General features: G+C 52.5%; 13 protein-coding genes and 3 pseudogenes. 7 read left to right on the top strand and 9 right to left on the bottom strand.

The features are described from left to right. Positions 1-33 precede the first annotated feature (33 nt). Positions 34-1,884, top strand: coding sequence for a dihydroxy-acid dehydratase (gene ilvD, locus H2P46_RS16875; protein WP_193406072.1), 1,851 nt, complete (start codon positions 34-36; stop codon positions 1,882-1,884). A 3-nt stretch (positions 1,885-1,887) separates the two neighbouring features. Continuing rightward, a complete protein-coding gene (gene ilvA, locus H2P46_RS16870; RefSeq protein WP_193406071.1) occupies positions 1,888-3,435 on the top strand; it encodes a threonine ammonia-lyase, biosynthetic in 1,548 nt (515 codons plus the stop codon). Here the strand turns inward: ilvA and ilvY are convergent, their stop codons facing one another. Continuing rightward, positions 3,436-4,317 (bottom strand): HTH-type transcriptional activator IlvY, encoded by an 882-nt coding sequence (gene ilvY, locus H2P46_RS16865; protein WP_193406070.1) that lies wholly within the window; start codon positions 4,315-4,317, stop codon positions 3,436-3,438. A gap of 168 nt (positions 4,318-4,485) precedes the next feature. Here ilvY and ilvC point away from each other — a divergent pair, with 168 nt between their 5' ends. Beyond that, complete coding sequence (gene ilvC / locus H2P46_RS16860) at positions 4,486-5,961, top strand: ketol-acid reductoisomerase (RefSeq protein ID WP_193406069.1); 1,476 nt, start codon at positions 4,486-4,488, stop codon at positions 5,959-5,961. Between the two features lie 163 nt (positions 5,962-6,124). On the opposite strand, the pseudogene H2P46_RS16855 reads toward ilvC, so the two are convergent. The 3 genes and pseudogenes from H2P46_RS16855 to H2P46_RS16845 form a co-directional block, all read right to left on the bottom strand. After that, positions 6,125-7,457 (bottom strand): annotated as a pseudogene (locus H2P46_RS16855) (MFS transporter). A 278-nt stretch (positions 7,458-7,735) separates the two neighbouring features. After that, positions 7,736-8,749: an inner membrane protein YhjD gene (yhjD, locus tag H2P46_RS16850; protein WP_193406068.1), complete on the bottom strand. Its 1,014-nt coding sequence runs from the start codon at positions 8,747-8,749 to the stop codon at positions 7,736-7,738. A 45-nt stretch (positions 8,750-8,794) separates the two neighbouring features. Beyond that, positions 8,795-9,694: a LysR family transcriptional regulator gene (locus H2P46_RS16845; protein ID WP_193406067.1), complete on the bottom strand. Its 900-nt coding sequence runs from the start codon at positions 9,692-9,694 to the stop codon at positions 8,795-8,797. 115 nt (positions 9,695-9,809) lie between these two features. Between H2P46_RS16845 and H2P46_RS16840 the strand changes: the two genes are divergently transcribed. Next, positions 9,810-10,562, top strand: coding sequence for an SDR family NAD(P)-dependent oxidoreductase (locus H2P46_RS16840; RefSeq protein ID WP_193406066.1), 753 nt, complete (start codon positions 9,810-9,812; stop codon positions 10,560-10,562). A gap of 31 nt (positions 10,563-10,593) precedes the next feature. On the opposite strand, the pseudogene H2P46_RS16835 reads toward H2P46_RS16840, so the two are convergent. Further along, positions 10,594-11,434 (bottom strand): annotated as a pseudogene (locus tag H2P46_RS16835) (PhzF family phenazine biosynthesis protein). Between the two features lie 110 nt (positions 11,435-11,544). Here H2P46_RS16835 and H2P46_RS16830 point away from each other — a divergent pair. Further along, positions 11,545-12,168, top strand: coding sequence for a glutathione S-transferase family protein (locus H2P46_RS16830; protein ID WP_193406065.1), 624 nt, complete (start codon positions 11,545-11,547; stop codon positions 12,166-12,168). Here the strand turns inward: H2P46_RS16830 and H2P46_RS23055 are convergent. Continuing rightward, positions 12,135-12,521: pseudogene (locus H2P46_RS23055) on the bottom strand (aminotransferase-like domain-containing protein); the annotation flags it as partial. The gene H2P46_RS16830 and the pseudogene H2P46_RS23055 sit on opposite strands and share 34 nt — an antisense overlap. 244 nt (positions 12,522-12,765) lie before the next feature. On the opposite strand from H2P46_RS23055, the gene H2P46_RS16825 reads away from it, so the two are divergent. Continuing rightward, a complete protein-coding gene (locus H2P46_RS16825; protein WP_193406064.1) occupies positions 12,766-13,602 on the top strand; it encodes a hypothetical protein in 837 nt (278 codons plus the stop codon). Between the two features lie 448 nt (positions 13,603-14,050). Here H2P46_RS16825 and H2P46_RS16820 read toward each other — a convergent pair whose 3' ends face one another. From H2P46_RS16820 to H2P46_RS16810, 3 genes are all read right to left on the bottom strand, one after another. Then, on the bottom strand, positions 14,051-16,435 hold the full coding sequence (locus tag H2P46_RS16820; protein WP_193406063.1) for a phosphoketolase family protein: 2,385 nt from the start codon (positions 16,433-16,435) through the stop codon (positions 14,051-14,053). 134 nt (positions 16,436-16,569) lie between these two features. Further along, positions 16,570-18,183 (bottom strand): malate dehydrogenase (quinone), encoded by a 1,614-nt coding sequence (gene mqo / locus H2P46_RS16815; protein ID WP_193406062.1) that lies wholly within the window; start codon positions 18,181-18,183, stop codon positions 16,570-16,572. A gap of 548 nt (positions 18,184-18,731) precedes the next feature. Beyond that, entirely contained in the window at positions 18,732-18,974 is a 243-nt protein-coding gene (locus H2P46_RS16810; protein ID WP_193406061.1) for a DUF1158 domain-containing protein, read from the bottom strand. A gap of 317 nt (positions 18,975-19,291) precedes the next feature. Here H2P46_RS16810 and mntP point away from each other — a divergent pair, with 317 nt between their 5' ends. Beyond that, positions 19,292-19,864 (top strand): manganese efflux pump MntP, encoded by a 573-nt coding sequence (gene mntP / locus H2P46_RS16805; RefSeq protein ID WP_193406060.1) that lies wholly within the window; start codon positions 19,292-19,294, stop codon positions 19,862-19,864. The last annotated feature ends 5 nt before the right edge of the window (positions 19,865-19,869 follow it).

Here is a 19,869-nt window from a genome sequence, read left to right as displayed (position 1 = left end):
CCGCGAGCTTTTTCTTACTGGAGTAAATAGAGCATGCCTAAGTACCGTTCCGCCACTACCACCCATGGCCGTAATATGGCGGGTGCCCGTGCCTTGTGGCGCGCGACAGGAATGACCGACGATGATTTCGGCAAGCCGATTATCGCCGTGGTCAACTCATTCACTCAATTTGTACCCGGTCACGTCCACCTACGCGATCTGGGTAAACTGGTCGCTGAGCAGATCGAAGCGGCGGGCGGTGTCGCCAAAGAGTTCAACACCATCGCGGTTGATGACGGTATTGCCATGGGACATGGCGGCATGCTGTATTCACTGCCTTCACGCGAGCTGATTGCGGATTCGGTTGAATACATGGTCAATGCGCACTGCGCTGATGCCATGGTCTGTATCTCCAATTGCGACAAAATTACTCCCGGCATGTTGATGGCCTCATTGCGCCTGAATATTCCGGTGATTTTTGTTTCCGGTGGTCCGATGGAAGCCGGTAAAACCAAACTCTCCGACAAAATCATCAAGCTGGATCTGGTGGATGCGATGATTCAGGGTGCTAACCCGAACGTCAGCGATGCCGACAGCGAGCAGATCGAACGTTCTGCATGTCCAACCTGTGGCTCCTGTTCTGGTATGTTCACCGCTAACTCGATGAATTGCCTGACCGAAGCGCTGGGCCTGTCGCAGCCAGGTAATGGTTCATTGCTGGCAACCCATGCAGACCGCAAAGACCTGTTTATCAACGCGGGCAAACGTATTGTGGGACTGGCGAAGAAATACTACGAGCAGGACGATGACAGCGTGCTGCCGCGTAGCATCGCCAGTAAATCGGCGTTCGAAAATGCGATGACGCTGGACATCGCCATGGGCGGCTCGACTAACACCGTTCTGCACCTGCTGGCGGCGGCACAGGAAGGCGAGATCGACTTCAATATCTCCGACATTGACCGCCTGTCACGCCAGGTTCCACACCTGTGTAAAGTGGCACCCAGCACCCAGAAATATCATATGGAAGACGTGCACCGCGCTGGTGGCGTTATCGGTATTCTGGGCGAGTTAGATCGCGCCGGTTTGCTCGATAACCAGGTACGCAACGTGCTGGGCCAGAGCCTGCGTGAAACGCTGGATCAGTACGACATCATGCTGACTCAGGACGAGGCGGTGAAGAAAATGTTCCGCGCCGGCCCGGCAGGCATTCGAACCACGCAAGCTTTCTCCCAGGAGTGTCGCTGGGACACGCTGGATGACGATCGTCAGGATGGCTGTATTCGCACCCGTGAATTTGCCTTCTCGCAAGACGGCGGCTTAGCGGTGCTGTACGGCAACATTGCAGAAGATGGCTGCATCGTGAAAACGGCTGGCGTGGATAAAGAAACCCTTACCTTTAGCGGCCCGGCCAAAGTTTATGAAAGCCAGGACGATGCGGTAACCGCGATTTTGGGTGGCAAAGTGGTCGCGGGCGACGTGGTGGTGATCCGCTACGAAGGACCGAAAGGCGGACCAGGCATGCAGGAAATGCTGTATCCGACAACTTATCTGAAATCGATGGGTCTCGGCAAAAGCTGCGCGTTGATTACCGATGGTCGTTTTTCGGGGGGAACCTCGGGCCTTTCAATCGGTCACGCCTCGCCAGAAGCAGCCAATGGCGGCACCATCGCGCTGGTGAAAGATGGCGACACCATTGAGATTGATATTCCAAATCGTGGTATCAAACTGGCAGTGCCGGACAACGAACTGCATGCGCGTCGTGAAGAGCAGGAAGCGCGTGGTGATGCCGCTTACACGCCAGTAAATCGCGAGCGTGAAGTGTCGTTTGCGCTACGTGCTTACGCTTCACTCGCGACCAGTGCAGACAAAGGCGCGGTGCGCGACAAGAGCAAGCTGGGAGGCTAACCGATGGCTGAGTCTCAACCGCTACCCGATGCGCCTTGCGGTGCAGAGTATTTGCGCGCCGTGCTGCGCGCACCTGTTTATGAAGTTGCGCAGGTGACGCCGCTGCAAAAAATGGAGAAAACATCATCGCGTCTCGGCAACACCGTTTTGGTGAAGCGCGAAGATCTCCAGCCAGTGCACAGTTTTAAACTGCGTGGCGCTTACGCGATGATCGCTGGTCTCAACCAGGAGCAAAAAGCGCGCGGCGTGGTAACGGCTTCGGCCGGTAACCATGCACAAGGCGTAGCGCTCTCTGCCAGCAAACTAGGCATTAAGTCGCTGATTGTCATGCCGCTGGCGACAGCTGAGATCAAAGTTGATGCAGTGCGCGCATTTGGCGGTGAGGCTTACCTGTTCGGGGCGAACTTTGACGAGGCGAAAGCCAAAGCCATTGAGTTATCGCAGCAGCAGGGCTATACCTTTGTGCCACCGTTTGATCACCCGGCGGTAATCGCTGGTCAGGGCACGCTGGCGATGGAACTGCTGCAACAGGATGCCCATCTCGATCGCGTATTTGTGCCGGTTGGCGGCGGCGGTCTGGCGGCGGGCGTGGCGGTGCTAATCAAACAGCTGATGCCACAAATCAAAGTGATTGCGGTTGAGTCAGAGGATTCCGCCTGCCTTAAAGCGGCGCTGGATGCCGGACAGCCGGTGGATCTGCCACGGGTTGGACTGTTTGCCGAAGGCGTGGCGGTTAAACGCATCGGCTGTGAAACTTTCCGTCTGTGTCAGGAATACCTGGATGACATCATCACCGTTGACAGCGATGCGATTTGCGCGGCGATGAAAGATCTGTTCGAGGATGTGCGTGCGGTAGCTGAGCCTTCTGGCGCGCTGGCTCTGGCAGGAATGAAAAAGTATATCCATCAGCACAACCTCAAAGGCGAACGGCTGGCACACGTATTATCTGGGGCTAACGTTAACTTCCACGGTCTGCGTTACGTTTCAGAGCGCTGCGAGTTGGGCGAACAGCGCGAAGCGCTATTAGCCGTGACCATTCCGGAGCAGCAGGGCAGCTTTCTGAAGTTTTGTCAGACGCTGGGTGGACGGTCGATTACCGAGTTTAACTATCGCTACGCTGACGCTGATAAAGCCTGCATCTTTGTCGGTGTGCGCTTAACGCGTGGACTGGAAGAGCGCAGCGAAATCATCAGCCAACTGAGCGAAGGCGGCTATCAGGTTGTTGATTTATCTGATGATGAAATGGCGAAGCTGCATGTGCGCTATATGGTGGGAGGACGTCCGTCCAAACCGCTGCGTGAGCGTCTGTTCAGCTTTGAATTCCCGGAAGCGCCGGGCGCGTTGCTGAAATTCCTGCAAACGCTCGGTACGCACTGGAATATTTCGCTGTTCCATTATCGCAGTCACGGCACGGATTATGGTCGTGTGCTGGCGGCGTTCGAACTCGGCGATGTTGAACCCCGTTTCGAAGAGCATCTTACCGATTTGGGTTACGACTTCCATGACGAAACCCATAATCCGGCGTTTCGCTTCTTTCTTACCGGACAGTAATCATAGCTGGCTCCAGAATGCGCTAATAAGCGGCTCGCCGAGCCGCTTTTTTTGTACGCAAACACCCAGTTCGAACGGCGCGACCGACTCGATATTATCCAGCATTAACACGCGATTGCGTACCGGCTCCGGGCTATTTTCCAGCACCACTTCAGGCAGCAAAGCAATGCCGCAACCCAGCGCCACCATCGATACAATCGCCTCATGACCGGAAACGGTGGCGTAAATCAGCGGGTTCGGAATGCGATGGCGACGAAACCAGAGATCAATTCGACGGCGTGCCGGCCCTTGCTCCGGCAGAATAAACGGAATTTGTGACCAGACTGGCGTGACCTGCGTGACTTGCGCATGTACCGCACAGGGCAGCGCTGGCGCGAGCAGCACCAGTGGAATCAGCCCCAGTGGCATAAAATCTATGCTGGCGGGCAACGTCTCGGGACGTCCGGCAATCGCCAGGTCGGCATCGCCGGTATGCACCTTCTCCACCGCATCGGCGGCATCACCGGTATTGAGCTTGATTTCCACCTGCGGGTGCTCAGCGCGAAAGCGGTCAAGAATGGGGGGAAGATGGCTGTACGCTGCGGTGACTGAGCAGAACAAACGCAACTCGCCACTGAGCGAGGGACCGTTAAGATCCATCACATGACGCAACTGTTGATATTGCAGCAGGGTCTGCTGAGCGAACTGACGCAGGCGTTCACCGGCTTCGGTCAGCGTTACGGTGCGGTTATCACGCATAAATAAAGCGTGACCGACATCCTCTTCCAGGCGCTGAATCTGACGTGAGAGCGTAGACGGTCTAACGTGCATGGCGCGTGCAGTGCGACCAAAATGGCAGCTTTCGGCCAGATGAAGGAACAGTTTCAGGTCTCGTAAATCCATACGCGCATCGCCTCAGGTGGATATTGCAAATATTGCAATGTGATATTGTTAATATATCAATTTAAGCAACAGATTTCCTGTCATATGATGGGGTCATTCGCGGCGTTATCCTTATCGCTGAACCTGAACCTGAACAAAGACAGTAAACACAACCTCACCGGAGTACCCATGGCTAACTATTTCAATACACTGAATTTGCGCAATCAGTTAGCGCAATTAGGCAAATGTCGTTTCATGGCGCGTGACGAGTTCGCGGACGGTGCCAGCTTCCTGAAAGGTAAAAAAGTCGTCATCGTTGGCTGTGGTGCTCAGGGCCTGAACCAGGGTCTGAATATGCGTGATTCTGGTCTGGATATTGCCTACGCGTTACGTGCGGAAGCGATTGCCGAGAAACGTGCATCCTGGCGCAAAGCGACCGATAACGGTTTCAAAGTGGGCACCTATGAAGAACTGATTCCGCATGCCGATCTGGTTGTGAACCTGACGCCAGATAAACAGCACTCAACCGTTGTTCAGGCTGTGCAGCCGCTGATGAAAGATGGCGCAGCGCTGGGTTACTCGCACGGTTTTAACATCGTTGAAGTGAGCGAAACCATTCGTAAAGACATCACTGTCGTCATGGTTGCGCCAAAATGTCCTGGCACCGAAGTGCGTGAAGAGTACAAACGTGGTTTCGGCGTGCCTACGCTTATCGCGGTTCATCCAGAAAACGATCCAAAAGGCGAAGGTATGGCAATTGCTAAAGCCTGGGCTGCGGCAACCGGTGGCGACCGCGCTGGTGTGCTGGAGTCTTCCTTCGTTGCCGAAGTGAAATCTGACTTAATGGGTGAGCAAACTATCCTGTGTGGCATGCTGCAAGCGGGTTCACTGTTGTGCTTCGACAAGCTGGTGGCTGAAGGTACCGATCCTTCTTACGCTGAAAAACTGATTCAGTTCGGCTGGGAGACCATCACCGAATCGCTGAAGTTTGGTGGTATCACCCTGATGATGGATCGCCTGTCTAACCCGGCAAAACTGCGCGCTTATGCGCTGTCTGAACAGCTGAAAACCATTATGACGCCGCTGTTCCAGAAACACATGGATGACATCATCTCTGGCGAATTTTCTTCCGGTATGATGGCTGACTGGGCGAACGACGATAAAAATTTGCTGACCTGGCGTGAAGAGACCGGCAAAACAGCATTTGAAACGGCTTCTCAGTACGACGGTAAAATCGAAGAGCAGGACTACTACGACAAAGGCGTGGTAATGGTCGCGATGGTAAAAGCGGGTGTTGAGCTGGCTTTCGAAACCATGGTTGATGCGGGAATAGTTGAAGAGTCGGCTTACTACGAATCACTGCATGAGCTGCCGCTGATTGCGAACACCATCGCACGTAAGCGTCTGTATGAGATGAACGTGGTTATTTCTGATACCGCGGAGTACGGTAACTACCTGTTCTCTTTTGCAGCGGTTCCGTTGCTGAAAGAGTTCATGACCACATTACAGCCGGGCGATCTGGGCAAAACCGTTGAAGGTACCCAAGTGGATAACGCGCAGTTGCGTGATGTCAACGAAGCGGTTCGCCAGCATCCAATCGAAGCTGTAGGGCGTAAGCTGCGTGGCTACATGACTGATATGAAGCGCATCGCTGTCGCGGGTTAATTTCGCCTGACGCGATTTTCAGCAGAGAAAAACCCCGGCTTGCCGGGGTTTTTTTATAGCAATTTGCAGGCACTGCGAAGTGCGGCCCTTCTGCCGATTCATGGCGTCCAGCGCCAGTAAAAAACCCGGCCTGAGCCGGGCTTCCATGGCATCATCCATGATTTTACACTTCATACAGCGTCTGATGGCGCGTCTCTTTGCAGGCAATCAGTGCGATCAACGTCAGCACTGCCATTGACGCCAGGTAGAGTCCCACCGCCTGTAGGCCGTAATGGGTGTTCAGCCAGGTCGCAATATATGGCGCAACAGACGCTCCTAAAATTGACGACAGATTATATGAGAACGATGCGCCGGTATAACGCACTTCCGTCGGGAACAGCTCCGGCAACAGCGCGCCCATCGGGCCAAAGGTCAAACCCATAATGCTCAGGCCGAGCAGCAGAAAGCCCATCACCAGTGCCTGTGAACCTGAACCCAGCAGCACCGGGAACATGAGCGAAAACGCGATAATCAGCAAGGTAATCACGATCATGGTTTTACGGCGACCAAAGCGATCCGCCAGCAGGCCCGCAACTGGCACCATAACACCGAAGCCAATTACCGCGACCATCAGCATCCACAGGAAGCTGTTGCGCGAGAAACCGAGGCCAGCGGGGGCGGGTGCCGTACCGTAACTCATTGAGTAAACGGTCATAATATAAAACAGTGTATAAGTGGCGAGCATGATAAAGGTGCCGAGGATCGTCGCGGTCAAATGCTTACTCAACAGCGCTGCAATTGGCACGCGCACCTGCTTCTTCTCTTTTTGCACTTTGGCAAATACCGGGCTTTCATGCAGCGAAACGCGCACATACAGCCCGATCAAAACTAATATTGCTGAAAGGATAAAGGGTACACGCCAGCCCCAGTCCATAAATTGCTGATCGGTAAGCAGCCAGGAGAGCAGCAGAAATGTACCGTTGGCGAAGAAGAAGCCAATCGGTGCGCCCAACTGAGGGAACGAACCATAAAGCGCGCGTATTCCTGGCCGGTGCATTTTCCGTGGCCAGCAACGCTGCGTCGCCCCATTCGCCACCTAATCCTAAACCCTGACCAAAACGTGCCAGCGCCAGCAACAGGGGGGCCATCACGCCAATCGATTCGTAGCCCGGCAGCAGACCGATCACCACGGTAGAAATTCCCATGGTTAGCAGTGACGCAACCAATGTGGCTTTACGTCCTACGCGATCGCCGAAGTGACCAAAGAGCGCGGAACCAATCGGACGCGCCACAAAGGCGATGGCAAAGGTTGCCAGTGATTGTAGCGTCGCGACGGTAGCATCACCCTGTGGGAAAAAGATATGTGGAAAAATGATGACGGCGGCGGTGGCGTAAATATAAAAATCGAAGAATTCGATGGCCGTGCCGACCAGCGAGGCAATGACCACTTTGCTACGCGAATTGACCGGCGTTGGCTCATGTTGCTTATCAATTATTTCTGAGATGGAGGCTTGCATAATTGTTTCTTATTTGTAAATGAGATCAAGAATCTTACGCACCTGAATGACGTCATTCAATGGCGAAAAGCCGCGCTACGACAGGCTTTAGCAAGGAAAAAGTGGATAATCTTTGAGTCTGAACCAATGCCGGGTTATGGCAGGGAGAAGAGGCCGAAATTTGGCGAGATGCTCTACAAAATGGCTTAATAAAAGTGACCCCTCAGCTATTCATCCTGCTGTTTGCTATTAAAAATAGCCGAAGGGGGAAATTTTCCGCTGTTATTAATGCCTTGTTATCATCCGTTACGCAACGTGCGGTCGGTTGGCTGCTCGACCGGGTCATCTTTATAGCGGGCAGTCGCGATCCACGCCGCGCAGAACAGCGTTAAACGTGCAAAGAAATAGAAAAACGCCATCAGGCCGAGCACTGAACCAAACGCTGCCCCAGAAGGTGAACTTGCCAGTTTAGGCAACGTCAGCGTCATGACAAATTTAATAATTTCAAAACCTATTGCCGCCAGCAAGGTGCCACGAAACAGCGCCTTTTTACGTGGCTTGTGGCGCGGCAGAATCCAGAAAATCCACAGAAACAGCAGATAATTGGCTAAGACAGAAATGGAGGTGGCGATGATGGTCAGCGCCGGACGAAGCCATTCTATGCCCCCCAGCCCCAGTGCATTCACGATACTGGCCTGTGCCGAACCGGCAACAGACGTCAGCGATAAGGCGATCACCAGCGCCAACATCAAACCGGTCAGCGACAGAAAGTCACGAATATAGCGTTTCCAGATTTTCTCTTTGTCGTCGGGTTTACGTTCCCAAACGTCGCGTGACTGGGCGCGAATCGCTTCCCGCAGGTTACCCATCCAGTTCAGCCCTGAATAAAGCGCCAGCAGTAAGCCGGTAATTCCTACGGTGGCACGTTGTTGAACGGCGGTATTTACGGTGTTTTTCAGGGTGGTGGCTAAAGTCGGATCGCTAATGCTGCTCACTATTTTATTGATCACATCGGTCAGTAACCCCTGGTTTGAAGCCAGCACAAAACCAACCGCCGCAAAAGACACCATTAAAATAGGGATCAGAGACAAAAACGAAAAGTAAGTAATGGCCGCGCCAAACTGACTGCCGAGACGATCGTTAAAGCGATCAATTGCGCGAATAAAATGCGCTACCGCCGGAATAGCCTGCAACCAGGCGGCAAAGCGCGACACGCGCGCAATTGAGTCATCGACTGATTTATGGCCGGTTTTAATATCAATCAGCGGCTTCTCCGGCTGCGTTTCCTGTTGTTTCTCCTGGTTGTCTGTCATATACGCTTATCATCCTGTTAATGATCAAAAACAAATTATAGTCTGTCAGGTGACGTACTCCTGCAGGACCTGGCTCAGCCATTCCATAAATACCCGCACGCGTCGCGCCACATTGCGACGATGCGGGTAGAGCAGATGAATCGGCATGGGTTTCGCGGGAAAATGATGCAGCACCTCAACCAGCTCGCCGGTTTCCAGTAATTTCCGAATTCCGAGCGCCGGCACCTGAATAATGCCCAGTCCTGCCAGACAAGCGGCACGATAGGTTTCAGTGCTGTTTACCGTCACCACGCCACCGGTTTGGACAAAATGGCACTGCTTACCATCGTAATACTCGAACCCCGGCGAAGGCTGGCCCAGTTGCTGGGTGTAATGCACCATCGCATGCTGTGACAACTCCTCCAGGCGGATCGGCATACCAAAGCGCGAAAGGTAACCAGGGCTGGCGCAGTTGATCAAGCTATGGGTGCCGATTTTTCTGGCAATTAAACCGGAATCTTTCAGCTCGCCTACACGAATAACGCAGTCAAAGCCTTCGCGAACCACATCAACCTGGCGATCGCTGCTGCTGAGCTCTATTTCGACACCGGGATAGTGCTGCAAGAATTCCGGCAAGCGCGGCAGAACAAAACCGGTTGCCATTGCCACTGACATATCCACCCGCAGTTTGCCGCTTAAGGTTGCGGGATCGTGCTGAAACAGACTATCCATATCCTCGATTATTGACAGCAAATCCAGGCAGCGATCGTAATAAACCAGCCCGTCCTGGGTGAGCTGCACCCGTCGCGTCGTGCGGTGCAGCAGCCGGGTGCCCATCTGATTTTCCAGCGCTTGTAGTTGCCGCGATACGCTACCTTTAGGAAGGCCTAAGCTTTCTGCAGCACGGGTAAAACTGCCCATTTCGGCAACCCGGACGAACACCTGCATTGCGTGAATTTTATCCATGTTGTTCACCGATTGTTGTTTTAACTGAAACAGTGCTGCGTATTTAACTGCGTTTATAGATCAATTATTCGCGAATATCCTTAAATTGTGTTCAATTTTGCAACAGGAGCGAAACATGAAGCGTAAAATAGCGTTGATTACCGGCGGAAGCCGCGGTTTAGGTAAGAATGCAGCCCTGAAACTGGCCGCAAAGCAGACAGATATTATTTTAACCTACCGCAGCCAGGCGGAAGAAGCGCAGGCGGTGGTGAAAGAGATTGAAGCGCTTGGAAGCCGCGCAGTGGCGCTGGATGTCAGCGATACCCGGCAGTTTGATGGCTTCGTTGCTTCCGTGCAGAACGAATTGCAAAATCGCTGGCAGCGAGAACACTTTGACTATTTAGTGAACAACGCCGGTACTGGCCATTACAAACCGCTTGCGGAAACCAGCGAAGAGGAATTTGACAGCCTGATTAATGTACATTTCAAAGGTCCGTTCTTCCTGACCCAGAAGCTATTGCCCGTGATAGCCGATGGGGGACGCATTCTTAATATCTCCAGCGGTCTGACGCGCATTATCCTGCCGGGTTCAGGCACCTACGGATCGATAAAAGGCGCAATGGAAGTCTTAACGCGCTATCAGGCGAAAGAGTTAGGCGAGCGCGGTATCCGCGTTAACGTTTTGGCCCCAGGCGCGATTGAAACGGATTTCGGCGGTGGTCGGGTTCGTGATAACCCAGAACTGAATCAACACATCGCCTCATTAACCGCACTAGGTCGGGTTGGCTTGCCGGATGATATTGGCGATGCTGTCACCGCCTTGTTGAGCGATGAAACCGGGTGGATCACCGGCCAGCGCATTGAAGCCTCAGGTGGGCAGGCAATCTGATCAGAGGGCGACAATGTTGTCGCCCGTTTTTTTATAGCTGAATATTGCCATCAATCACCGTCATGGTATGGCCGCCAACCCAGATGATGTCGCCATCAAAATCGACATGGATGCGGCCTTCGCGTTGAATCGCCGTGCCCTGACGCGCGCAATAGCGGGCAGTCTGGCCCTGAGCCGCAAAGTAACGAGCCAGGCAGGCGTTAGCGCTACCGGTGATGGGATCTTCGGTCAGGCTGCCATGTTCAACCAGCAGGCCACGTACTTCATACTGCTCCGCTTCACCCTCTGGCAGACGTCCAAACGGCATGACGCCGTTCACGCCAGCATGTTTAAGAAGACGCTGAAGATCGCTGACGTTCGGTTTAATCGCCAGAACGGCCTCCGCACTGACCATCGGGATCAGTAAAAAGCGTATTCCCATATCCACGACGGTCGCGGTTTGCGTAAGATCAAACGCATCACTGTTAAGTGCGCTGCTCATCAGGGCATCACTAAATGGCTTCAGCGTAGCGGCTGGCGCGGCAAAAGCCAGCGCACCGTCGTCAGCAATTTTTACTGTGACGTTACCCACGCCGCACTCCTGCACAATTTTTCCCGGCGTTTTAACCGGCTTCCAGCAACGCATGCGCGGTGCCGAGAGTGGGATGACTCGCAAACGGTAATTCACCTTCGACGGTAAAAATACGTACGCGATAGTCAGCCTGCGCATGTTGCGGTGGCAACACAAAGGTGGTTTCCGACAAATTTGTCCAGCGTGCAATCGCAGCCAGCTGTTCGTCACTCAATCCCTGCGCATCCATAATCACCGCCAGCGGGTTACCGTTAAACGCTGATGAGGTAAAAACATCCACTTGCTTAAACGCGACCTTCATTGTCTCTCCTTCCTGGTTGTGGTTTGAAACGGGCTTTTTCTGTCTGGCGATTGCTTATCGCTGTTAACAGCGCTATGAATAAGTTAAACATTTCACTATGAGAGCTGGCTATGTTGAAAATTCTCGGGCGCACCACCTCAATAAACGTGCGCAAAGTTTTGTGGCTGTGTGATGAGCTGAAGCTGGATTACGAACGCGAGCAGTGGGGCGACGACGTTAAATCGCTGCATGCGCCGGAGTTTATGGCTCTCAATCCTAACGCGTTGATCCCGGTGCTTAAAGATAATGACTTTGTGCTATGGGAATCCAACGCCATTCTGCGCTATTTGTCCAATGCCTACGGCGGCGAATGGCTTTACCCGACGCAACCGCAGGCGCGCGCACGCGTTGATCAATGGATGGACTGGCAATCTACCGAGCTGAATACCTCGTGGCGCTACGCGTTTATGTCGCTGGTCCGTCATTCACCTGCACATCAGGATCCGCGCCTGCTGGCCGCCGCTTGTAAAGGCTGGTCACACACCATGAATATTCTCAATCAGCAGCTGGAAAAAACCGGGCGCTTCGTTGCCGGTCATCACTTTACGCTCGCCGATATTCCCATTGGCCTTGCAGTAAACCGCTGGTTTGAAACGCCGCTGGATCATCCTGATTATTCGGCAGTGCGTACCTACTATGAACGCCTGACCGAGCGCCACGGCTACACTGTCTGGGGCCGCAACGGCACGCCGTAATTCTGGCCTGGCGCCAGGCCGGTCAGTCCGCAGCCTATCGCCACGGCACGCTTAATTGCCCAGGTATAACGATCATCGAACGGATAACATCAGGAGCGGTGCAACGCATGATAATAGCGCTCGCTTAAGGAACAGCACACACCCGGCGTGACGCAAATCTGCTCCTGTAATAGCTGATCAGGCCTCTCATCACGCTACCTGTCAATTCACCCCAGAAAACAAAGCCACCGCGCGGTAAGGTGGCCGCATAACTGGGAAAAGGAGCGCGCAGTCAGTCCACGCGCTTCGTCCAGACTGATGACATAACGACGACGCAGCGTGCGGAGATGATGATCGTAACCACCAATGGCTAATCTCCTCTGATTTAAGGTAGATTTCGTCCATACACCATCCTCTGTTCACGTTGCGTTTATGCCAACAAAACGCTTTATCCAGTGACGGCACTTTAATGCGACACCATTCTCCCGTTTCTTCCTTCTCTACGCGCCACAAAGAAATAACTTAATCAGAAAACGAATTTCTTCTTCCGGGAAGTGGAGGATTCTTGCCGTATTTTAAAAATATACTATTCCCTTTCTTAGCAAGGATGGTTATAAAATGAAAATAACAAAAAAATTTAAGCTCTCATTACTCATGGGATGCATGGCAATTACATTAGGTGCAACGGCAGCCAGTCATCAGGAATGGAAAAACGGAACCCAATACTGCAAGAATGACACCGTAAGTTATAATGGGAGCGTCTATCAGTCACAGTGGTGCACGACAGAAAATCCAGAAAAAAATCACGGTAACTATAAAGCATGGAAAAAAATAGGTGCCGCTGAAAATAATCATGATAGTGCCAGTGAAGACAAAACTATCGATCCTATTAAACCAACCACAGATAATACTATTTCAAAGGGTGAGCACGCAGCGCTGAGTGCGGATCAGCAAATTTGCCTGAAACAAATCAAAGAGATGGCGACGGTACGTAATTTACGTTACGTGACGAAAGACCCAGAGCGTATGCCAACGCTCTATTTCATTACGCCGGATGACAGTAATAGCATGCGTATTCGTCAGGAACATAGCAGTGGTCCGATAATTACCGCTTATCCTACAGATAAAAAACGCTACAGACTGTTCTTCAAAGATAAAAATCTGCAAAAGCTGACGGATCAGGATGAATCCCACCCTCGTATTTCTGTACCCATCGCAAATGGATATGACCATGTTTCAACATCACCGGTAGAAGGCTGGTATCAGCTGGAATACAGTACAGACAATAATTTACCGGATGGCAACTATGCGTCACCCGATCATCGATCAGGTGGTGTCGTGAACTTTTCAATCGCAAAAAATATCACCCAGCCTGAGATTGATAAAATGATTGCCAGCATTCCGACGAAGCAATGTAAATATGGTGATAAAAAGACGGTAACGATTAATCAGTAATTAAAGTTAGGTGGGTTCATGCTCAGGCCGGTTATTGGTTTTCCGCCAGGTCGGGCGTGATTAATTTATCGCCGTTGTGATGACGGCGTAGAACATGAAAATCCAGGGGCAATGCTTTAATCCAGCCAGCGTAGAAGGTTGTGTCGTATTAAGATGCAGTCGGGTAACAGCCTGTTTTTTCCTTGTTGCCTGATGATACGTAAAGGGCAATACCCACAACGTGAAGGATTGTCACCTATGAAGCAATTTTATTTTCTGGCTACTTGAATAACCAGCAACGTCAATTTTGCTGACTTGCCGCCGTTAACGCGACACAACCGTTTAATCTATCGTGCATTTTGGTCTGGACGGCGCTGGGCGATGGTCTGCGCCGCCATTTACAGATTGAGTGGAAACGCCGTCTGTTTAACGGGCTGAGGGCGCTGTCGCGGGTGGCGGCACTCAATGCTTAATCCGGCGCGCCTGGCGCGTCCTGCGACGGCCATAACCAGTTGCGCACTTCCGGCACGTCTTCGCCATATTCACGAACATAGCGATGATGCTCGGCGATGCGTTCCTGTAAATCATCTAACAGCTCGGGATGTTTATCCGCCAGTCCCGGCACGCGCAGAATAGCTTCCTGCGCCAGATGATAACGATCGAGTTCGTTTAGCACCGTCATATCAAAGGGCGTGGTGGTGGTGCCTTCTTCTATAAAGCCGCGTACGTGGAAGTTGCGGTGATTATTGCGTTGGTAAGTCAGCCGATGTATCAGACTGGGATAGCCATGAAAGGCGAAAATCACCGGCTTGTCTTGAGTAAACAGCGCATCGAATTCTTCTTCCGATTTGCCATGCGGGTGTTGCTCCTGCGTTTGCAGCGCCAGCAAATCCACCACGTTTACCACGCGAATACGCAGGTCAGGCAGGTAACCGCGCAGCAGATCAACCGCTGCCATCGTTTCCAGCGTCGGGACGTCACCGGCGCAGGCCATGACCACATCCGGCGACTCGCCTTCAGGTGTAGAGCCTGCCCATAACCACTCGCCCATCCCGGCTTCGCAATGGGCAATCGCGCTGTCCATATCCAGCCATTGGGGCGACGGCTGTTTACCGGCCACAATGACATTGATGCGATCCCAGGTATGCAGGCAGTGATCGCCCACCCACAATAACGTGTTGGCATCGGGCGGCAGATAAATGCGTACAATATCGGCTTTTTTGTTGGCAACATGATCGATAAAGCCGGGATCCTGATGACTGTAGCCATTATGGTCCTGACGCCAGACGTGGGACGAAAGCAGATAATTGAGTGATGAGATGGGTTTGCGCCCGCCTAGTTTACGCAAAACTTTCAACCATTTAGCATGCTGATTAAACATCGAATCGACGATATGGATAAACGCTTCATAACAGTTGAACAAGCCGTGACGGCCGGTAAGTAAATAACCTTCCAGCCAGCCCTGGCACTGATGTTCGCTGAGAATTTCCATCACCCGGCCATCACGTGCGAGCTGTTCATCATAAGGTTTTACCGCTTCCAGCCAGGTTTTATTCGTGGCGTCAAACACGGGCGTTAAGCGGTTTGAGGCGGTCTCATCGGGACCAAACAGACGGAAATTATCTTTATTGCGCTGGAAAATCGCGCTCAGATAGCGGCCAAGCTGCTCGGTAGCCTGCGCCTGTTGTGAGCCGGGTTTCTGCGTGTCGAATGCAAATTCACCTATATCTGGCGTGTTCAGCTCTTGTCGTAATAAGCCGCCGTTAGCAAAGGGAGATGCCCCCATGCGTTTATCGCCCTGGGGTGCCAGCGCCTGCAATTCGGCTTTAAGCCGACCGTGTTCATCAAACAAATCGTCTGGCTGATAGCTGCGCATCCACTCCTCAAGGATCTTGCGATGCGCGTCATTTTCACGGCAGGCGGAAACCGGCACCTGATGCGCCCGCCAGAAATCTTCCACTTTCTTGCCGTCAACCGTTTGTGGGCCTGTCCAGCCTTTCGGGCTCCGCAGAATAATCATTGGCCAGGGTGGAATGCCTTCTGTGACCTTACCTGCACGAGCTTCCGCTTGATAAGCTGCGATTTTCTCAAAGGCGTTATCCAGCGCTTCGGCCATCTGGACATGCATTTTTTCCGGTTCATGACCCGCAACAAAAAGCGGCTCGTAGCCGTAGCCGCTGAATAACTGATGTAGATCATCATCGCTGGCGCGCCCAAGAATCGTTGGGTTAGCAATTTTGTAGCCATTGAGATGCAAGATCGGCAGCACCGCGCCGTCACGCTCAGGATTGAGAAACTTGATCCCGTGCCAGCTTGACGCCAGCGGCCCGGTCTCGGCTTCGCCATCCCCAATCACACAAGGCACCACTAAATCAGGATTATCGAAGGCGGCGCCAAAGGCATGCGCCAGTGAATAGCCTAACTCGCCGCCTTCATTGATTGAACCGGGCGTTTCTGGGGCCGCGTGGCTCGGAATGCCTCCAGGAAAAGAGAACTGCTTAAATAGCCGCTGCATACCTTCCGCATCCGGGCTGATGTGCGGATAGATTTCGCTATAACTGCCTTCCAGCCAGGTATTGGCTACCATCCCCGGTCCACCGTGCCCCGGCCCGCAGATATAGATCAGGTTCAGATCGCCCTGGCGAATGATGCGGTTCAGATGTGCATAGATAAAGTTCAGCCCCGGCGTGGTGCCCCAGTGCCCAAGCAGACGTGGTTTGATGTGTTCTGGTTTTAATGGCTCGCGTAGCAGCGGATTTTCCATCAGGTAAATCTGTCCAACGGACAGATAATTGGCGGCACGCCAGTAGCGATCCAGTAAGGTGAGTTCATCGGCGGCGGTCGGCTGGGACATACAGTTTTCTCCTGATTCAGCGGGCAAAGTGATGCAGCACACCACTAACCCAAATAGAGAATCAGCCAGTCGACCAGGACGCCACGAAACAAAAGGGCCTCGTCATGCGAGGCCCTGAGAAGAGAATTAACGGGTTACTTTCCCACAACGTGCGCTGTTTCGCGCGCTTCGTCGTTGGCCGCCATGGGCGTTACCGGCGCGTAATCGAGTTGCAGGATGCGGCTGGTTTCAGCCAGCACTCTCTCGGTCAGCGCCACGTCGCCGTTCAGCTTACGACCCCAGGAAGGGATCACCGCGCGGATTTTATTTTGCCATTCTGGCGATGCCATTTGCTCTGGATACACTTTATACAGCAGCTCCAGCATGGTTGGCGCGGCGGTTGACGCCCCCGGAGACGCGCCCAGCAGCGCAGAGATGGAACCATCTTCTGACGCCACTACTTCGGTGCCAAGGCGCAGCACGCCGCCTTGTTCCTCATCTTTCTTGATGATCTGGACTCGCTGACCAGCGGTCACCAGACGCCAGTCTTCCTGCTTCGCCTGCGGCACATAGGCGCGCAGCGCATCCATCCGATCGCGATCGCTTTGCAGCACCTGATCCATCAGATATTTCACCAGGTCAAAACTTTTCAGACCAACGTGCATCATCGGCAGCAGGTTCGAACTGTTCATTGAAGCGAACATATCCAGCAACGAGCCTTGCTTAAGAAACTTAGTAGAGAAGGTGGCAAAGGGTCCAAACAGCAGTACCTGCTTGCCATCTAAAACCCGAGTGTCCACATGTGGCACTGACATGGGCGGCGCACCAACGCTGGCTTTGCCATAGACTTTCGCCATGTGCTGCTTCACCACGTCCGGGTTTTCAGTGACGAGGAAGGAGCCGCCTACCGGGAAACCGGCATATCCACTGGCTTCCGGGATACCGGCTTTTTGCAACAGCGGTAGCGCGGCGCCGCCAGCACCGATAAATACGGTTTTTGCCGTCAGTGTGCGCCGTGTGCCGTTCGTCAGACAATGCAGCGTGACCTGCCAGCGACCATCATCAAGACGGGTAATATCGCGTACTTCCTGACGCAGACGCAGACGGAAGCCTGGTTTTTTTTCCAGCGAAGCGATCAACTGGCGCGTCACTTCCCCGAAGTTCACATCAGTGCCCATTTCGGTCCAGGTTGCTGCCACTTTCTGAGTCCGATCGCGGCCCTTCACCACCAGTGGGATCCAGGCTTCAAGCTGCTGCGCATCTTCTGAGTAATCCATACCGCGAAACAGCGTGCTTTTCTGCAACGCCTGATAACGTTTGCGCAGGAAAGAAACATTATCGTCGCCCCAGACAAAACTCATATGTGGCGTGCTATGGATAAAGCTTTTAGGGTTTCGCAGGTTGCCTTTCTGAACATGATAAGCCCAGAACTGGCGAGAAATCTGGAACGATTCGTTAATCGCTACCGCTTTAGAGATGTCGATGCTGCCGTCGGCTTTTTGCGGCGTATAGTTCAGTTCAGCCAGCGCGGCATGGCCAGTACCGGCATTATTCCAGCCGTTAGATGATTCTTCCGCCACGCTGTCCAGCCGCTCGACCATTTCGATCGACCAGTCCGGTTCTAAATCTTGCAGCCAGGCGCCTAAGGTTGCGCTCATGACGCCTGCGCCAATAAGCAGCACGTCTACGTCTTTACGCTCCTGCGTGATGGTGGTGTCCTTGCCGATGGCACTCATCGCGAGCGCGAGGTTTACTGCTGATTTGCACATGAGGCGACATCTCCTCTTCTGTTGACCTGAAGCTCAACAGGTTTGCAGGCGAAATAGACACGCTTCTTTCGAGCGCGTTGCGCTACTTCTCAAAGGTTAAGACTCAGGTATAGGTTAAAGCGGTGATAACGGTTAACTGCACGTTATGCTTTGTCTTGCGAATATAACATTCTCGCATCTGAATTAAACATTTGTTTATTTTTTAAATGCAGAAATGATTCAGCATAAGAATTAATCATCAAAGCTGACGGGGTATAAGGAATTTTTTTGCATTAACTCAGTAAGTTAACGGCATGAGCTGTTACAGCTTTGCTTTGACGGAAAAGATGCCCTTTACTGATTTATTTTTAAGCAATTTTATTAACTAATTGATTTTTAATGATTAAAATGAAGTTGAGAATTTGTGCGTTTTTTTATCGACGTGACGGTTATCCCATTATCGTAAAAATAATGTTACATATTTGTGACTCTGAAAAGAAGGCTGCGGATACGTGCAGCCATCGCGCTTTACTCTGTTTAAACGGCATTGCCAGGACCTGGACGCGATCTTACACGCGAAACCAACGACGCCAGACAAAGCGAATCACAAAAAATTCAAGCGTGCCCAGCAGCAAAAACCAAATACAGAACACCACGGTATAAAGCTGGCTGAGATCCTGGAAATGGAAAATCTCCAGCAGATGTTGCGCCAGAGGGATGCCAAACGCCGGCGCAGGCAATAGCAGGGCAGAAAGGAAGCTAAGCAGCAGGATACCGCCGGGGATAACTAAGGTTTCGAAGGGATTATTCATTACGACATTTCTCTAAAGGTTAGCCCGGCATTTTCCGGCAATCTGCCCTGCGGTTCAATCCCACAACGGCGTGCTGCGCTATCCGATGCGTTCACAAACACGCCTAAAGAACCGAGAAAAGGCTTTTACACCATCGACTTAGCGGCAAACATAGCGAAAGTTAAGAGGTATAGCCTTTGCTATACTTAAACCCCTGATTTTACTGTCTTTTTATCTCTTGATATGCGTGCTAGACTGCGCGCACTTTTTCATTACTGAACGAAATGTGTGGTGAAAGCAGCGTAAAGGCTGACTTTTTCATCGCAACCGTAGAAATCATGACTTTTATCGCTACGCTCATTCTCGCATTAGGTATGTCCATGGACGCTTTTGCTGCTGCACTTGGCAAAGGTGCGACACTGCATCGTCCCGGATTTAAAGAAGCGCTGCGTACCGGTCTGATTTTCGGCTCAATCGAAGCCTTAACGCCGCTGATTGGCTGGGCGATTGGACTGGCTGCCAGCCGCTATATCATGGCGTGGGATCACTGGGTAGCGTTTGCCCTGCTGGCGTTTCTTGGCGCTCGCATGATGATGGAAGGGTTTCGCCAGACGGCGGCAGAACCCTGCGAAGCACCGCAGCGTCACGGTTTTATGGTATTAGCAACCACCGCCGTCGCGACCAGTCTGGATGCGCTGGCAGTGGGCGTCGGCCTGGCTTTTCTCCAGGTGAATATCATTACCACGGCGTTAACTATTGGGGCGGCCACCACCGTTATGGCAACTACCGGCGTGCTGGTCGGACGCTTTATCGGCCCGATCCTGGGTAAATGGGCGGAAATTCTGGGTGGTTTAGTATTGATTGCCGTTGGCTCTACTATTCTGGCAGAGCATCTTGGCTATCTGAATTAAGCGCT

The organism is Mixta mediterraneensis, from assembly GCF_014946725.1.
Taxonomy (GTDB): Bacteria; Pseudomonadota; Gammaproteobacteria; order Enterobacterales; family Enterobacteriaceae; genus Pantoea; species Pantoea mediterraneensis.
The sequence above is the reverse complement of the archived record's forward strand: the minus strand, read 5'-3'. Positions and strand labels throughout refer to the sequence as shown.

Coding starts and splice junctions, on each gene's coding strand:
- ilvD (WP_193406072.1), top strand. CDS start 34: ATGCCTAAGTACCGTTCCGCCACTACCACCCATGGCCGTAATATGGCG.
- ilvA (WP_193406071.1), top strand. CDS start 1,888: ATGGCTGAGTCTCAACCGCTACCCGATGCGCCTTGCGGTGCAGAGTAT.
- ilvY (WP_193406070.1), bottom strand. CDS start 4,317: ATGGATTTACGAGACCTGAAACTGTTCCTTCATCTGGCCGAAAGCTGC.
- ilvC (WP_193406069.1), top strand. CDS start 4,486: ATGGCTAACTATTTCAATACACTGAATTTGCGCAATCAGTTAGCGCAA.
- yhjD (WP_193406068.1), bottom strand. CDS start 8,749: ATGACAGACAACCAGGAGAAACAACAGGAAACGCAGCCGGAGAAGCCG.
- H2P46_RS16845 (WP_193406067.1), bottom strand. CDS start 9,694: ATGGATAAAATTCACGCAATGCAGGTGTTCGTCCGGGTTGCCGAAATG.
- H2P46_RS16840 (WP_193406066.1), top strand. CDS start 9,810: ATGAAGCGTAAAATAGCGTTGATTACCGGCGGAAGCCGCGGTTTAGGT.
- H2P46_RS16830 (WP_193406065.1), top strand. CDS start 11,545: ATGTTGAAAATTCTCGGGCGCACCACCTCAATAAACGTGCGCAAAGTT.
- H2P46_RS16825 (WP_193406064.1), top strand. CDS start 12,766: ATGAAAATAACAAAAAAATTTAAGCTCTCATTACTCATGGGATGCATG.
- H2P46_RS16820 (WP_193406063.1), bottom strand. CDS start 16,435: ATGTCCCAGCCGACCGCCGCCGATGAACTCACCTTACTGGATCGCTAC.
- mqo (WP_193406062.1), bottom strand. CDS start 18,183: ATGTGCAAATCAGCAGTAAACCTCGCGCTCGCGATGAGTGCCATCGGC.
- H2P46_RS16810 (WP_193406061.1), bottom strand. CDS start 18,974: ATGAATAATCCCTTCGAAACCTTAGTTATCCCCGGCGGTATCCTGCTG.
- mntP (WP_193406060.1), top strand. CDS start 19,292: ATGACTTTTATCGCTACGCTCATTCTCGCATTAGGTATGTCCATGGAC.